Source organism: Photorhabdus bodei, from assembly GCF_003287735.1.
Taxonomy (GTDB): domain Bacteria; phylum Pseudomonadota; class Gammaproteobacteria; order Enterobacterales; family Enterobacteriaceae; genus Photorhabdus; species Photorhabdus kayaii.
This window is the reverse complement of record NZ_NSCM01000003.1, coordinates 1-16,454: the sequence shown is the minus strand read 5'-3', so window position 1 is coordinate 16,454 and position 16,454 is coordinate 1. Positions and strand designations below refer to the sequence as shown.

12 protein-coding genes, 1 tRNA gene and 3 pseudogenes are annotated in these 16,454 nt (G+C 42.4%); 7 read left to right on the top strand and 9 right to left on the bottom strand.

Going from position 1 to position 16,454, the window contains the following annotated elements:
- Positions 1-79 precede the first annotated feature (79 nt).
- The 6 genes from CKY02_RS03450 to pepA all read right to left on the bottom strand — a co-directional run bounded on the left by CKY02_RS03450 (position 80) and on the right by pepA (position 7,958).
- On the bottom strand, positions 80-844 hold the full coding sequence (locus CKY02_RS03450; RefSeq protein ID WP_112877222.1) for an amino acid ABC transporter ATP-binding protein: 765 nt from the start codon (positions 842-844) through the stop codon (positions 80-82).
- Positions 822-1,523 carry an amino acid ABC transporter permease gene (locus tag CKY02_RS03445; RefSeq protein ID WP_112877223.1) on the bottom strand — a complete coding sequence of 234 codons (702 nt, stop codon included), beginning with the start codon at positions 1,521-1,523 and terminating at the stop codon, positions 822-824. Before CKY02_RS03445 ends, CKY02_RS03450 begins: the two co-directional genes overlap by 23 nt.
- A gap of 272 nt (positions 1,524-1,795) precedes the next feature.
- On the bottom strand, positions 1,796-2,569 hold the full coding sequence (locus tag CKY02_RS03440; RefSeq protein WP_112894234.1) for an amino acid ABC transporter substrate-binding protein: 774 nt from the start codon (positions 2,567-2,569) through the stop codon (positions 1,796-1,798).
- 441 nt (positions 2,570-3,010) lie between these two features.
- Positions 3,011-5,908 carry a valine--tRNA ligase gene (locus tag CKY02_RS03435; protein WP_112894233.1) on the bottom strand — a complete coding sequence of 966 codons (2,898 nt, stop codon included), beginning with the start codon at positions 5,906-5,908 and terminating at the stop codon, positions 3,011-3,013.
- A gap of 13 nt (positions 5,909-5,921) precedes the next feature.
- Entirely contained in the window at positions 5,922-6,371 is a 450-nt protein-coding gene (locus tag CKY02_RS03430; RefSeq protein ID WP_011148563.1) for a DNA polymerase III subunit chi, read from the bottom strand.
- Between the two features lie 66 nt (positions 6,372-6,437).
- Positions 6,438-7,958, bottom strand: a complete 1,521-nt coding sequence (gene pepA, locus CKY02_RS03425) for a leucyl aminopeptidase (protein ID WP_112877226.1) — start codon at positions 7,956-7,958, stop codon at positions 6,438-6,440.
- A gap of 286 nt (positions 7,959-8,244) precedes the next feature.
- Between pepA and lptF the strand changes: the two genes are divergently transcribed.
- Together lptF and lptG are read left to right on the top strand one after the other, a co-directional pair.
- Positions 8,245-9,345 (top strand): LPS export ABC transporter permease LptF, encoded by a 1,101-nt coding sequence (gene lptF, locus CKY02_RS03420; RefSeq protein WP_112894232.1) that lies wholly within the window; start codon positions 8,245-8,247, stop codon positions 9,343-9,345.
- Entirely contained in the window at positions 9,345-10,421 is a 1,077-nt protein-coding gene (gene lptG / locus CKY02_RS03415; protein WP_112894231.1) for an LPS export ABC transporter permease LptG, read from the top strand. Before lptF ends, lptG begins: the two co-directional genes overlap by 1 nt.
- A 211-nt stretch (positions 10,422-10,632) precedes the next feature.
- Here the strand turns inward: lptG and ampH are convergent, their stop codons facing one another.
- Complete coding sequence (gene ampH / locus CKY02_RS03410) at positions 10,633-11,850, bottom strand: D-alanyl-D-alanine-carboxypeptidase/endopeptidase AmpH (RefSeq protein WP_112894376.1); 1,218 nt, start codon at positions 11,848-11,850, stop codon at positions 10,633-10,635.
- A gap of 62 nt (positions 11,851-11,912) precedes the next feature.
- On the opposite strand from ampH, the gene CKY02_RS26180 reads away from it, so the two are divergent.
- The 3 genes and pseudogenes from CKY02_RS26180 to CKY02_RS03400 form a co-directional block, all read left to right on the top strand.
- The gene (locus CKY02_RS26180) at positions 11,913-12,035 is read left to right on the top strand and encodes a hypothetical protein (protein WP_274382201.1); all 123 of its coding nucleotides are present in this window, start codon (positions 11,913-11,915) and stop codon (positions 12,033-12,035) included.
- A 305-nt stretch (positions 12,036-12,340) separates the two neighbouring features.
- Positions 12,341-12,425, top strand: a tRNA-Leu gene (locus CKY02_RS03405).
- Positions 12,426-12,589: 164 nt separating this feature from the next.
- Positions 12,590-12,745: pseudogene (locus CKY02_RS03400) on the top strand (Arm DNA-binding domain-containing protein); the annotation flags it as partial.
- A gap of 49 nt (positions 12,746-12,794) precedes the next feature.
- Here the strand turns inward: CKY02_RS03400 and CKY02_RS03395 are convergent.
- Positions 12,795-13,209, bottom strand: a pseudogene (locus CKY02_RS03395) (ISAs1 family transposase); the annotation flags it as partial.
- An 8-nt stretch (positions 13,210-13,217) separates the two neighbouring features.
- A pseudogene (locus tag CKY02_RS03390) lies at positions 13,218-13,368 on the bottom strand (phage integrase N-terminal domain-containing protein); the annotation flags it as partial.
- A 137-nt stretch (positions 13,369-13,505) separates the two neighbouring features.
- Between CKY02_RS03390 and CKY02_RS24295 the strand changes: the two are divergent.
- Both CKY02_RS24295 and CKY02_RS03380 read left to right on the top strand, forming a co-directional pair.
- Positions 13,506-13,745: a hypothetical protein gene (locus CKY02_RS24295; protein ID WP_167405262.1), complete on the top strand. Its 240-nt coding sequence runs from the start codon at positions 13,506-13,508 to the stop codon at positions 13,743-13,745.
- A 1,182-nt stretch (positions 13,746-14,927) separates the two neighbouring features.
- On the top strand, positions 14,928-16,352 hold the full coding sequence (locus CKY02_RS03380) for a hypothetical protein (protein WP_112894230.1): 1,425 nt from the start codon (positions 14,928-14,930) through the stop codon (positions 16,350-16,352).
- The last annotated feature ends 102 nt before the right edge of the window (positions 16,353-16,454 follow it).

Genomic DNA, 16,454 nt, shown 5'->3' with positions numbered 1-16,454 from the left:
TCCAAACTGTTAAGCAATCTATTTGATGGTAATGAACTGATTCTCAGATCAATTACGGCAAGGTTATTTTAACGGTGGGTTATATCTCCCAATCCGGTAAAGTATTGGTTAAGGTTGAAACAAATTCCACAGTACGTTGTTTAAGGGCGCGAGTGAAAATCGTTTTCGACGTTCCCGATTCGACGATTTCCCCGGATTCTAAAAATATGACGTCGTGGGCAAGATTTGCTGCCAAACGCAGATCATGGGTAGCCATTAACATTGTAGTTCCCTCTTTGGCTAATTGCTTTAATACGGCAACAACTTCCTGTGATAATTCAGGATCAAGTGCGGAAGTTGGCTCGTCGCATAATAACACTTTGGGTGAAGGTGCCAGTGCTCTGGCAATCGCCACGCGCTGTTGCTGACCACCGGATAGTGTGGTTGGAAAGACGTCGGCCTTGTGTGACATGTCAACCTTTTCCAGTAGTTCAAGCGCTCGCTGTTTAGCCTGTTCACGTGACCATTTCTGAACCCAGATTAACCCTTCCATGATGTTTTCAATGACGGTGAGGTGAGGGAAAAGCTGAAAGTTTTGAAACACCATGCCGGTTTGTTGGCGGATCCGTTGTATATCCTTGTGAGTAATCCGCCCTTTGCCGGTGAAGGTCATGCTTTCATTGCCGATCTGGAGCTTTCCGGCCTGGGGAGTTTCTAATAAGTTGATGCAGCGTAATAGCGTGCTTTTGCCACTTCCGGACGGGCCAATCAGTGCGGTCAGGCTGCCTTCCTCAATGGTAAGATCGATTTTTTTCAGGACTTTTTGCCCGTCAAAACTTTTTTCAATGCCGGAGAGTTGAATCATCTTTTAATTCCTGTGTGTCACTCTTTTGCGAAAACTTCTTTTCCAGACGGGCTTGTAGTGATGACAATACTGAACTGATTATCAGATAAAGTATTGCCGCCTCAGTATAAAGAATGAGAGGTTGATAAGTCACCGCTGCAATACGTTGTGCGGCAAGGAAAAGCTCCGGTACGGTAATGACTGAGGCCAGTGAAGTATCTTTCACCAGTGAAATAAATGTGTTTGAGAGTGGTGGGATAGCGATTCTTGCGGCTTGAGGTAGAATGATCCGACGCAATGATTGTGTCCAGCTCATGCCGATAGAATAAGCTGCTTCCCACTGCCCTTTTGGTACAGACAATAAAGTGGCGCGAATTATCTCAGAGGTATAGGCACCAATATTTAACGTGAAACCAATCACTGCCGAGGTAAATGCGCCTAACGTAATGCCAATGCTAGGTAAGGCATAAAAAATAAGAAACAGTTGTACCAGCAACGGTGTGCCGCGGATCAGCCATACATAGAATTTGGCGACAGCAATAAGTGGTTTCGGCCCATAAAGCCGGATGAGCGCAACAATAAAACCCAGTATGATACCGAGAGTAAAGGTAATAAGAGTTAGTGGAATAGTGAAAGTAAAGCCCGCATAAAGCATAGGCCAAAAAGAATCGAGTACTAGATTAAACCAGGAGGGCTCCATATATTTTCCCTATTGTGTGTAATATAACAATATATTTATATGTGATTTTTTTAAATATCATATTGCAAGCTGTCAATTTATATATATAAAATAAAGTTATATCATATGGTTATTTTGGATATATAAAAAAAATTATATAAATTAATATATATAATATTTGGCTAAAATATTTTCTGATTACTCAATTCAACACGGTTGATGATAAAGTTCCCTGGTTAGAGTTTGTATTCAACTTTTAGGGAACTGTCTATCTGAATAAGATAATCTTTCACTTATTTGGGAAGATTATCGCCAAAATATTGAGCCCAGATACGCTGGTAAGTGCCATCGGTTTTGATGTCAGTTATTGCTTTATCAATAGCAACTTTTAGTTCTGACTCGCCCTTGCGGAGCAAAACCGCTGTTTGACCTGCATTGGGGGTTGTTGCAACAATTTTTACTGGTGCGTTTGGCTTATGCTTCTTATAGTCCAGATAAGATAGGCTATCATTAATAGTGGCATCGGCTCTGCCGGTACTAACCAGTTCGATTTCTTGACTAAATCCATTAGTGCCGATAATTTCTGCGCCATTATCTCTGGCTATTTGGGCGAAGTTGTTGGTTAGAGTATGTGCTGAGGTTTTGCCTTTTAAATCGCTGAATTTTTTTATGTTATTATTATCTTTATTAATGATAAGTACCGCTTGCGATGTGATATAGGGGATGGAGAAGTCATATTTTTTCTTGCGCTCAGGTGTAATTGCAATTTGATTAATTACTGCATCAGAACGTCCGGCATCCAGCCCGGCAATAAGTCCGTCCCATTTTCCTTCAATAAATGTTGGTTTGACATTCAATCGGTGTGCAATTTCACGGCCAATGTCGACATCGAAGCCAGTTAAAGTACCCGAGGCATCGCGATAAGTGAATGGTGGATAAGCGCCTTCCGTTGCTATTCTGAGTGTGCCGGTGGATTTAATCTTATCAAGGGTTGTTTCTGCATTAGCTGAATATACGAGACTGAATTGGATAGTGCTTGCCAATAATAGGGTAAGAATTGTTTTCATTTTGTTTCTCCGGGTTGTTATAAATTAGTGAATTAATTAATTTATTACTACCTTAATAATTCCCGCTGAAATAAATTGTTCATAACAATAAATAATTGAGTATTTAATTTGGCTAGAATTGCATTATTGGTTTCCTTTTTGCTTGTAATAATGTATTTATATGATTTTGCTCTCTGTATAATATGCTAAATATAATGATTTATATATAAAATAAAATTATATCATATTGTCATTTAAGATATGTAAATTTAAAAATGAATAAAATAAATATTAACTTATGTTAAGGAGATAGGTGTTGTTATTTTCAATATTTTTGATGATGTTTATATAGAATGAGTTGAATTTATATTTCATTATTAATTTTATCGTTTACTATTTAAATTAAAAAGCCACTGCAATTCATTGTCAGTGGCTTTGGTGAGAATTTACTTTTTGAAAATATTACAACGCGGCAATTGTTTCTTTCTGAGCCAGCAGCTTCTCTTTGGATGTATTGTAGCTTGCCAGACGTTCACGCTCTTTGGCTACAACGGCTTCGGGCGCACGGCTAACGAAGCCTTCATTTGACAGCTTACTTTCAATGGCGCCAATCTCTTTATCCAGCTTCTCAATCTCTTTATTTAAGCGGTTTAGTTCAGCTTCTTTATCGACTAAGCCAGCCATTGGGATTAATACTTCTGCACCATTAATCAATTTAGTGACAGAAATCGGTGCTTCTTCACCCGCAGACAGAAGCGTGACAGAAGATAATCGGCCCATTGCTTGAATGAAATTCAGGTTTTCCGCTACACGACGTTGTGCATCAGCATCGGCATTACGCAGCAGAACTTCCAGTGGCTTACCCGGTGCGATATTCATTTCAGCACGGATATTACGTACTGCAATAATCGCTTCCTTAATCCATTCCAGATCGTTCAACGCCAACTCATCAGTTTTCGTTAGATCAAATTCTGGGAACGGTTGCAGCATAATGGTATCTGCCTCAATTCCCTTCACCATTTTCACTCGCTGCCAGATGGTTTCGGTGATAAATGGAATAATCGGGTGAGCCAGGCGCAATAATCCTTCCAGAACCTCGATCAGAGTATGACGGGCGCCACGAACTTCTGCCTCTGAACCTTTGTTAATTGCCGGTTTAGAAAGCTCCAGATACCAGTCACAGAACTGGTTCCAAGTGAATTCATAAAGAATATTGGCCGCCATATCGAAACGATAGGTATCCAGTGCTTCACGGTAGACTTTTACTGTCTGGTTAAATTCAGCCAGAATCCAACGATCAGCCAACGATAGCGCCATTTCGCCGCCATGTTGGCCGCAATCCTGGCCTTCTGTATTCATCAGAACAAAGCGGCTGGCGTTCCATAATTTGTTGCAGAAATTACGGTAACCTTGCAGGCGTTTCATATCCCAGTTGATATCACGACCTGTTGAGGCCAGCGCTGCTAACGTAAAGCGCAGGGCATCGGTACCATGCGCTTCAATACCAGCCGGGAACTGTTTTTCGGTACGTTTGCGGATTTTTTCAGCCAACTGGGGCTGCATCATATTGCCGGTGCGTTTTTCCAGCAGTTCTTCCAGAGAAATACCGTCAACCATGTCCAGTGGGTCAATAACATTTCCTTTGGATTTGGACATCTTCTGACCTTCGTCATCCCGGATAAGACCGGTCATGTAAACAGTCTTAAAGGGAACCTGAGGTTTGCCATTTTCATCTTTGATGAAATGCATGGTCATCATGATCATACGGGCAATCCAGAAAAAGATGATATCAAAGCCACTCACCAACACATCGGTTGGGTGGAAAGTTTTCAGCGCGTCAGTTTGTTCTGGCCAACCAAGGGTAGAGAAAGTCCATAAACCGGAAGAGAACCAGGTATCCAGTACATCTTCATCTTGGTTTAAAGAGATATCTGTGCCCAGATTATTTTCACGACGCACTTCTTCTTCACTGCGGCCAACATAGACATTACCGTTGGCGTCATACCATGCCGGGATGCGGTGGCCCCACCATAATTGGCGAGAGATACACCAATCTTGAATATCGCGCATCCAGGAGTAATACATATTTTCATACTGTTTAGGTACAAACTGGATATCACCATTTTCAACGGCTTCGATAGCCACTTTCGCCAAAGGCGCAGTACGGACATACCATTGATCAGTCAGCATGGGTTCAATAACCACACCGCCGCGATCGCCATAAGGAACGGTTAGATCATGAGCTTTAATTTCAACCAGCAGGCCCAGTCTTTCGAACTCTGCCACGATAGCTTTACGGGCAGCAAAACGCTCCATGCCTTGATATTCAGCCGGAATATCAGAGCTGTAAGTGTCAGAAATCTCGCCATGAGTATCAAAAACTTCTGCTTTATGGCGGATGTTGCCATCAAGAGTCATGATATTGATCATCGGCAGGGCATGGCGCTTACCGACTTCATAGTCATTGAAGTCATGGGCAGGTGTAATTTTTACGCAACCGGTACCTTTTTCCATATCCGCATGTTCATCACCGATAATAGGAATGCGGCGGTTAATCAATGGCAGAATAATTTCTTTGCCGATTAAATCCTTATAGCGCGGATCTTCTGGGTTAACTGCCACGCCGGTATCGCCTAACATAGTTTCAGGCCGGGTAGTTGCAACGATCAGGTAATCTTTCCCTTCTGCGGTTGTGACACCATCGGCCAATGGATAACGTAGATGCCACATAGAACCCTTAACTTCACGGTTCTCAACTTCCAGATCGGAAATTGCAGTGTGCAATTTCGGGTCCCAGTTAACCAAACGTTTACCGCGATAAATGAGATTTTCTTGATACAAACGGACAAAGGCTTCTTTTACGGCGTTGGATAGACCTTCATCCATAGTGAAACGCTCGCGCTCCCAGTCAACGGAGTTGCCCAGACGACGCATCTGATTGGTAATCGTGCCGCCGGATTCTGCTTTCCACTGCCAAATCTTATCGATAAATGCATCACGGCCATAATCGTGACGGGTTTTGCCTTCTTCTGTTGCGATCTTGCGCTCAACCACCATTTGAGTAGCAATACCTGCGTGGTCAGTACCGGACTGCCATAAAGTATTTTTACCCTGCATTCGTTGATAACGGATCATGGTATCCATAATGGTTTGCTGAAACGCATGGCCCATATGCAGGCTGCCGGTCACGTTTGGTGGCGGGATAACAATACAGAAACTCTCACGGCGGGTATCGCCATTAGGCTTGAAGTAACCACTTTTCTCCCAATGGTTATAAAGAGGCTGCTCAATTTCTTTAGGATTGTACGTTTTATCGAGAGATGGCTCGGCTTGCGTTTGAATTGCGGGTGTTTTTTCCATTTTATCTTGATACTTAGTATGTTGGCGGCGTTGCCATGGTCAAATTAAAGCCGACGCTGCGATATGATTTATATCGTTCACGCGCCAACTGTTTCAAATTTTCATCTATAGGAACGAAGTCTATCACTTCATGGAAAGCGGTGGCAAAGTCTGCAAATTGTGGCAACAGATTTATTAGGATATCACGGGGAGCGTTTCCCCGTTTTTGCGGCCAACATAACTCAACTGGTGCGCCATATCTTGGCCCTTCACCCGCAAGATTATGTGGAACGAACTGATGAGGCTCCCGTTGCCATAAGGCTTCATCTAACTTTTCTGCCTGTTGCTGATTTTCACAGGCAATTAGCACCCGTTTTCCTGCTCGCCATTGGTCAGCCGCAAATTGGCATGCCAGCCATTCGTGAGCTTGCAAATCTGCTTGAGGTGATGGCTGTTCCAGTAAATAAAACGTGGCACTTTTCATAATGTCTCTGTTACGGAGAAAGGGCATTGTCAAATGCCCTTTTGATAAACTAAGCGGGGAATCAAATCAATCGTCGTTATTGATACCGGTACTTCCTGCCCGATTTAACAGGAATTGCGACAGTAGTGCAACCGGGCGACCTGTTGCACCTTTTGCTTTACCTGAACGCCAGGCCGTACCCGCGATATCCAGATGTGCCCAGTGATATTTTGTTGCGAAGCGGGACAGGAAACAGGCGGCGGTAATCGCACCACCCGCACTGCCACCGGTATTCGCCAGATCGGCAAAGTTAGAATCGATTTGTTCGAGAAACTCGTCAGTCATTGGTAGGCGCCATGCGCGATCACCGGATTGTTCTGAAGCATTGAGTAACTCATGGGCCAGGGGATTATGGTTGGATAGCAATCCACTGTAATGATTACCAAGAGCTGTTATGCAAGCACCGGTCAGTGTAGCGATATCAATGACCAATTCTGGATCAAAACGTTCAACGTAAGTTAACGCATCGCACAGAACCAGACGGCCTTCGGCATCGGTATTGAGCACTTCGACAGTCTGGCCAGATAGGGTAGTTAAAATATCTCCAGGCCGGTAAGCGCGCCCTCCTGGCATATTCTCACAGCCTGCTATGACACCGATGACATTGAGCGGTAATTGTAGCTCAGAAACCACACGCATCACGCCATAAACTGTTGCAGCCCCACACATATCGTATTTCATCTCATCCATGCCACCCGCAGATTTGATTGAAATACCGCCGGAGTCAAAAGTCAGCCCCTTGCCAACCAAGATGATGGGTTTGGCATTTTTATCAGGACTGCCTTTATATTCCATGACTGACATCAGAGATTCATTCTGAGAACCCTGACCAACAGCCAGGTAGGCATTCATGCCTAGCTCTTTCATCTGCTCTTCACCAATCACTTTTGTTGTAATATGGCTATTGGCCGAATCTGCGAGCTGGCGTGCCTGAGAAGCCAGATAAGCCGCATTACAGATATTGGGTGGCATATTACCAAGATCTTTGGCCGCTTTGATACCGGCAGCAATAGCAAGGCCGTGTTGGATGGCACGTTCACCACTGGTTAGCTCCCGGCGGGTCGGAACATTGAAAACCATTTTACGCAGTGGGCGGCGCAACTCATTTTTATTACTTTTTAGCTGGTTGAAAACATAGAGAGATTCTTTTGCTGTTTCTACCGCTTGGCGCACTTTCCAATAATTATTGCGGCCTTTAACATGCAATTCTGTTAAGAAGCAAACAGCTTCCATTGACCCCGTTTCATTGAGGGTATTGATAGTTTTCTGAATAATCTGTTTATACTGGCGTTCATCCAATTCACGCTCTTTACCACAGCCGATAAGCAGAATACGTTCAGATAACACATTGGGAACATGATGCAGCAACAGTGATTGACCAACTTTGCCTTCTAGTTCACCGCGGCGCAGTAATGCACTGATGTAACCGTCACTTATTTTATCAAGTTGTTCAGCGATAGAGGAAAGGCGGCGAGGTTCGAAAACGCCGACAATGATACATGCACTACGTTGTTTTTCCGGGCTACCGCTTTTTACACTAAACTCCATGCGTTCTCCTGAATCTTAAAGACAAAGACGGATGCTATCGCTAAAATATAGCGTTTCGCATTAATCTACCCCATAGAAAATTAACTATTTATGTTAAGCTAAACGCACTATTTGTTATTGTTTAGCTAACTATATAAGTATGTTCTGACTGGGAACCTGAATATGGAATGCTTCGATATCATTTTAGCAGTGAGGAAGCCAAACTGATGCACATAATAAATGGTATATATACAATGAAGTTAGCGATTTTCCTGCAAAAAGACAAGTTTTCACAGGCGTAATAAGCGTGATCATCATTAGATATCTGGTACGGGAAACCCTGAAAAGCCAAGTTGCGATACTCTTTATCCTTTTACTGATCTTTTTCTGTCAGAGATTAGTTGAAATTTTGGGTGCCGCAGTGGAAGGAAACGTCCCGGCAAATTTAGTTTTATCCTTGTTAGGATTAGGTGTGCCTGAAATGGCGCAGTTGATTTTGCCCCTGAGTCTGTTTCTTGGGGTATTGATGACTTTCAGTAAACTCTATACTGAAAGTGAAATTACTGTTATGCATGCGTGTGGTTTGGGCAAGCGTGTGCTGGTGGTTTCGGCGCTTATTCTGGCGTTGTTAACTTCCGCTCTAGCGGCAGTGAATGTCATTTGGGTCATGCCGTGGTCCTCGAAATATCAAGAACAGGTGGTGGCTGATGCTAAAGCTAACCCAAGCTTGGCAGCGATCATGGAAGGGAGGTTCAAACCTTCCGAGGATGGTAATCTGGTGCTCTATATTGGCAACGTGCACGGCAATGAATTTGAAAACGTATTCCTTGCCCAACTTCGCCCCGTTGATAACCAGCGTCCTTCCGTGGTGATCTCTAATGGCGGGCATATGGTGGAGCGACCTGATGGCAAACAGGTGGTCGTCCTTAATCATGGTACGCGTTACGAAGGCACTGCAATGCTGCGTGATTTTAGGATCACTGAGTTCCGTGATTATCAAGCGATTATCGGGCATCAGACTTCAATCGTAGATAATAATAAAGTTGAACAGAAGTCTATTATCCAGTTATGGCAGGATAATGATAAGGACTCCCGCGCTGAGTTCCATTGGCGTTTGACTTTGGTACTCTCGGTACTGATTATGGCTATGATGGTTGTACCGTTAAGTGTGGTGAACCCACGTCAAGGGCGAGTGTTAAGCATGTTGCCCGCAATGTTGCTTTATCTGATTTTCTTCTTATTGCAAAGCTCTCTGCGTTCTAACGGTAGTAAAGGCAAATTGGACCCGATGATTTGGATGTGGCTGACTAATGGGACTTATCTGATGTTGGCGCTGGTTCTCAATATTTGGGATACATTGCCGGTGCGTAGGGTCCGGGCTCGTTTCAACGGCAGAGGAGTAGCCTGATGTTTGGTGTATTGGATCGTTATATCGGTCGGACTATTCTACAGACTATTCTGATGACGCTGTTTATGCTGGTATCACTCTCCGGTATTATTAAGTTTGTTGAGCAGTTAAGAAAAGTGGGGCAGGGGGAATATACTACTATTTCTGCTGGTCTTTATGTTTTGTTAAGTGTGCCGAAAGATATTCAGATATTCTTCCCGATGGCAGCTTTGCTTGGCGCCTTACTGGGGCTTGGTACGCTGGCAACTCGTAGTGAGTTGGTGGTTATGCAAGCTTCTGGATTTACCCGTATGCAGATTGCTGGCTCAGTGATGAAAACGGCTATTCCGTTGGTGATCCTGACTATGGTTATCGGAGAGTGGGTTGCGCCACAAGGTGAACAGATGGCGCGTAATTACCGGGCTCAGAAGATGCTTGGTGGTTCTCTGGTTTCAACAAATAAAGGTATGTGGACGATAGATGGGGCCGATTTTATCTACATCCAGCGGATTGTGAGTGATACCGAGATTAAAGGCGTCAATATCTATCATTTTAGTGATGATAAAAAACTACTCTCTGTAAAGTATGCAGCCAGTGCGGTTTATGATAAGGATAACGACCTGTGGAAGCTTTCTCAGGTGGAAGAATCTGATCTGACAGACAGCAAAAAAATCACCGGATCACAACGTATTTCTGCTGACTGGAAAATTCTCCTGACGCCAGAACAGTTGAATGTGGTAGCACTTGAGCCTGAAGCGCTTTCCATCAGTGGCTTATATCAGTACATCAAGTACCTTAAGCAGAGTGAACAGGAATCAGGTCGTTATCAACTGAATATGTGGAAAAAAATATTTGCGCCGCTTTCAGTTGCAGTGATGATGTTAATGGCACTCTCTTTTATCTTCGGACCACTGCGCAGTGTGCCGATGGGAGTAAGGATGGTAACAGGGATTAGCTTTGGCTTCCTATTTTATGTACTTAATGAGATCTTTGGTCCACTGAGCTTGGTGTACAGCGTGCCAGCGGTTTTGGCGGCACTGTTACCAAGCCTATTGTTCCTTACTGTGAGTATTTATTTACTCCTTAAGAGACAGTAGTTTTTAGAAATCGAGGAACTATACCCTATGGATTTCAAGATGGATCGCGACGGCAAGGGAGTGAATCCCCGGGAGCATAGATAACGATGTGACCGGGGTGAGCGAGTGTAGCCAACAAAGAGGCAACTTGAAAGATGACGGGTATATAGGGATAGGGTTTTTGGCTAAGAAACCCTATCCTGAGCATCTCGATTTTTAGGGCGTAAAAGGATCAAACTTGATGGTGATTCCTCGACAATGCAGTTACCAGTTGATTAACCCCCATTGTTACGCTACTGAACTGGCTGTGTTGTTTACGAGTGATCACAACAAACACCCCAATATTTTGTTCGGGGATCATTGCTATATACGTATTGAACCCTCCTCCGCCGCCGGTTTTCTGATAAATACCCGGTATATCGCGACGGGCGTTCATGTAAACCCAACCAAGGCCAACGCCATCTGCCTGACCGGCAACATCCATCCCTTTAATTGAAGCCAGAGCGGAACGTTTAAAATAAATACCTTGTTCACGGCTTGCGGTCTGTTTACGTAACTGACTGTCTGATGATAAAAATTGCTGCATCCAGTGCTGCATATCTTTTGGCGTTGAATAGATTCCACCACTGCCTGCTGCCGCAACAGTATTAAGACACGGACTCGGCTTATAACTTTCCATCAAACGAGCACACTGAGAACGGTTTGGCGTCAGTGTAGTGTCTTTCATGTAATAAGGGCCGGTGATCTTATCGTGTAATAAACGGGTATATGGCTTACCCGTAGCCTTAGAGAGCGCATCTGCCAATAAATCGTAAGCCAGATTGGAATAAGATGCTGTTGCACCTGGCACCACATCTAATTGAGCTGTTTTTAACCAAGCCCAGCGGTTGGCTTGTGTAGGCCAGACAAAAACAGGGCGCCCCCATCTACCTCCCGGCTGCTCACGAGGTAAGCCACTGGTATGGCTTGCCAGGTGGAACAACCGGATAGGCTGAAGAGGGCTGTATTGGGGCACTTTCACGCCATAATAACTATAATCCTGCAACGGATCGGTGGAACGCAGAACCTCATCCTCTTCGAGCTTGATCATAATTTCACTGGTCATCAACTTAGTTAGCGAGGCAATACGGATGATTGAATCGGGCTTTGGGCGAATGCCGCTTCCCGGACGGGTTTCACCGAAACTGCGGTAAACCGTCTGATTATTATCAATCACCACCATCGCCATGCCTTGCGCATTGCTGCTGTTGAAAATATCCTGTGCATATTGATCAACCAACTGTGAAGCTAGCTTTTTAGTTCTCGCATTTCCTTCGAACACTTCCCATTTCAATGGTTGTTTCTTGGGCTGCAGAAACTTTGCCGAATATATTTTGTTTGAAGAAGAGCAGGCTGTAAGAGCCAACGCTATCGCAGAAACAGAGAAGATCTTAAAAAACTGTTTATTCATTTTGAATTGACCAATCAGGCATACTTCCAGTGAATTCACAAACAGGATAAAGATAGCAAAAGATGTTATTTATTCTTTTTAAACAGCATCATCAACGCGCCAATGACAATGCCCAAAAAGATCCCGGCACCAATCCAGCTAATAATCGTCATAACCATTTACCTCATAGCGAATTATCGTGTTGAGATTATATAAGGTGATTATAGGTTGTCTATCAGCGTCAGATGGTTCAGCTAACTATGGTCGCAAAAAACGTCTCAAAAGGAGTCGTTTTTTCTCTGGTATTGTAGAGAAGGAACTATTTCAGGTGGAAAAGATATTGCTGTGTGTGTTTATTTAGAGCCTTTATGTTCAATAATTGAACATGCATTTGTGTTGAAAGATGGGTTTGATCTTTTTTTCAGCACTTAAACCAAAGCTAGAAGGATAACAGTTGCTAACAGATCGCTGACAGGTATAATAGCCCTCGTTTTCCGCATACTACTTCAGTGCCGAAGTGGCGAAATCGGTAGACGCAGTTGATTCAAAATCAACCGCCTTCGGGTGTGCCGGTTCGAGTCCGGCCTTCGGCACCATAACTATGTTCATAGCAGTTCACCAAAGTCCACTTATCCAAGAAAATTCTTTATAAATCAAATAAAATAGTCTATCAAGGTCTATTATCGTCCGTTGCAATCCACATATCTGTGGGGACATAATTGGGGGCATCTTCCGATTCGATTAATAATGTGCCCCCAACATGAAACTCAATGCCAGGCAAATAGAGGCAGCAAAGCCAAAAGATAAAGCCTATAAACTCGCTGATGGTGGCGGGTTGTATCTGGAAATTACTCCGAGAGGTTCAAAATACAGGCGTATGAAATACCGCCGACCTACTGATAAAAAAGAAAATAGATATCTTACAGCAACTTAAAGAGCTTAGTGGGGACAATGAACGGCTTTTTTAATGCTATTCGATTAAAAAGAGCCACTTGTGCTGCACCATCAGGATCTTTAAGCGAGATAGCATCTTCCCGAAAAGTGACGTCCAAAACCCAGTGTAGCTCATTTTCCACTGACCAATGCTGTGGCAGCTCGCTCCACATCTAAAGGCAACGAACTCACATACCAGCGTGAATCTCGGTGGGCTGGTTGGCCTTTCACACGGTGTTCACTGACCACTTCGATAACAGACTGTATTGAGTGCCATTTTTCCTGAAGTGCTGCTGGCAATGCCGCACGAATTTGCATAACATGACGGAATTCTGTCCGTCCATGCCCCTTGCTTTTCTCCGTAAATTCAGCCAGTTCGTCGTCATCATAATGCGCAGCAAAATGCGATTTAACAAACCCAGAGAGCATTTTTTGATTCCCTCTCAACGGCGGGGAGCAGTCACATGTTGAACATCACGAGCCTGGATATTGAGCGCAAGCAGGTGACGACAAAATCTATCCATGATGCGGGTGATCATGCACGGTTTTAAAGCTGCCGCCGACTTGCTTCGCCAGCATTTTCATTTCACGACTTAATTTGCTCATAGCAAACTTCTCACAATATCAACAAGCTGCATTTCTTTGGCGCATGGGCTAAATGGCAGAAGCATCAATATGATCTGCCAGGAACGATACCTGTGCGCCCGAGTGTGCAGCAGTTGAGGTATGGCGGGGTATCGGTAATGCACTCTGTGCAGCCTCCTGCGATGCAGGTATCCCCTCAGGCCGTTGGCCTGCCTCGGTATCAGTTCAACTCTCCTGTAAAAAGTGGTCAGCCCGACGTAGAGCATGTGTGTCAGATGAATGACTTTTGTGTGAAGTTGCGTATCTCTAAGGCTGAAGTGTGTCCGCGCTGCGGCGTCACTTTCACAAGTAAAAGTGACGCCACAGGGCAGGCACCAGCAGCGTTTATTAGACGTTAGAGATTTTGGATATAGGTAACCTAGGTCGCAGCGGGGCAACCCGGATTAAGGATGTGATGACAGTGGCGCTTTAGCAGACCTACGGCTTAGAAAGCCGTTGCCTGATTAATGGCTAGTCGTCACTTGGTTGAAGGCCAATCACGGTATCCTCGGCTGGCAATACTGGCGGCTAAGAAATGCTTGTTGTTAGCCATTTCGCTGGAATAAACATACCTTCATCGCATCGACTGCGATCCCCGCTTTCAAAGGCTCAGGGGGTTACCGCTCTTAAAGCGCTACATTTCAGGTCTTGGTAGCTTCTTTGTGGTCGCTCGAAAGCGTCAGTCTCAGACCACACTCCATTCCTTATAACTTTGGGTTTGTGACCACCCGAAGGCGTTTCTCGCAGATCACTCGTATCATCCTGATACTGGAAACATTGGCTGCTGTCGTTGACAGCGAGGTTACGTGGTTAAAAATATGACAAAAATATAGAGGCATCAAGACTTTTAATGCATGAAAATGAGCGTGAAACGGTGCTCATCGTTTTAATTATATGCGGGAAAATTCTGTCAAAATGAACTGTCTTATTAAGGCAATAAAGTTATTTCAATCAAGAGATATGGGAAACTACTCGATATAAATCATTAATAAAAAATATTTGTGCTAAAACATTTCCTTAATAAATAACACTGTGGCTGATGATTTCTATTTTTTTAAGATTAATTAGAAGGTATTATTTTTTTACTATTCATATGCAGGATTTGATTTCTAATCAGTGGGAGATGCAGTAATTAATTTGAATAAATCACGGAGGGTATTGTAGCCCACCACCAAAATAATGCATTTAACACAATGAGCAATGTAGCTTTATAGGAGGTGAAAACTGTGCTTGTGCTAAAATTATGGAAAGTATACTTCACTGCCAAAAATGTATTTATCAATTTTAAATATTAAATAATTGTTTTTTATGAAGGTTAATATCGTATTTTCAAATTTGTGATTAAAAGCAATAACCATGTATCATGTGTGTATGATAATTCATTGTCTTTTTTGTATTGTATTGTATTGATAGTAAAGATTTGAGTAAATATATTTCACAAATATTTATTTAAAATAACTATAAGATAGCTTTCATTGTTTTTTTACCAGAGATTATTATAAGTAAGTCTTCAGTTGGCGTTTAATAATAAGGTGGCTATTATGATTTTTTCTGATTATTTTAATTTAGATAATAATCAACTTTCTTTAGATTTTGTTGATATACCCCTGGACACAGATCTTTGCTTGTTTATAGATCCTACAGCAATTAGGGGGTTGAAATCAGAATGGGGACAAGATTTAATTGAATGCCTTCAGGACTATTTTTCAAAAATATTAGAAAAAATAAAAGAGGGGGACGATGAAACAGCCTTTTATCTTCTGTCTTCATTAAGAGAATCTAACTCTTTTCATTTGGGTTATTCAAAAGGAAAATCTGGTGGAAAAGCTTTAGGAGATAAATCAGCAGATGAAATATTAATTTCTTTGAAATCTAGCAATGCGGCTAAAAGTGGTCTATTAAAAGATCTAGAAGATACAGCATTGACAATAGATGGTGTCGCTAGTGACAGGATTTCTGATTCTGTATGTAATATATTGAAATTATTTTTTATCGAGTATACTCAGCATATATCAAAATTCTATGGGGTTAAATTAGAGGAAAGTGAGAAAATTAAAGTTTGGGATGATGAGAAAAATAAATGGATTAGTAAGAAATTCCTATTGCCTCGTGGCGTAGATGGTTCAGTAATTCTCATTCCTAAAATATTAGCTCGGTATGGAATTGCTTATTCACATAAGACTTTCTATAACCGATATATAATGCCATCTCTCAGAAATGAACATTTGAGTCTAAATTCAGCTCTTGTGGAAACCTTAAAATCAGGTAAAAGACGTGTGACCCGAAAAAGGTTATTGGATGAATATGGAGCTTCAAAGCCATTTATAGAGTCTCAGATAGCAAAATTTACATCATCATTGAACGAATATAGAGAGGAAATGACTTTAAATCCACCTCCACCGTTAAAACATAGAGATTTTCAAGAGATAAATAAAATTGAGCCATTTAAATTATCTGAACTGACAAAAGAACTTTTAAGTTATGTTAAAGGTGTTGATGGCAATAAATATTTTAGTTCATTAAAAAAAATACTTCCTTTTATTTTTTACCCTTCATTAATATATCCGATTGTGCTCGGTAGTAACAACGAAATTTTTAGGCTATCTTATTTAAATGAGTCTAGACAAGGTTTTTTCTTCGAGCTGTCTGTTTTTGGAATTGAAAGTGAAAGGGTGATATTTTATTTTTATAATGATATTTCTAATGATAATGTTATTGATACTATGATTAAGGATTTAGATATAAATAAAGTTCAGCTTGGCATTATTTTCTGTAGAGGAGCAGATGGTAAAGTAAATAAAAGGCTGAAGGATTTGTCTGTCTTGGAGAAAAATTACATCCTAATTATAGATGATAACGGTTTTGATAATTTAGTTGATGAATATTTAAAAGGTGGAGATCAATCATTCGAGTCTATCAGAAGTATATTTAGAGATATAACTAGGCTGTGTCCCGCAATAGGCTGAGATAGAATAATCTATGTGGCTCTGACTTTCGGAAAAAACATGTTATGGCTCGTTACGACCTTCCTGATGAAGCATGGGAGTTACTGCTCCCCTTATTGCCCC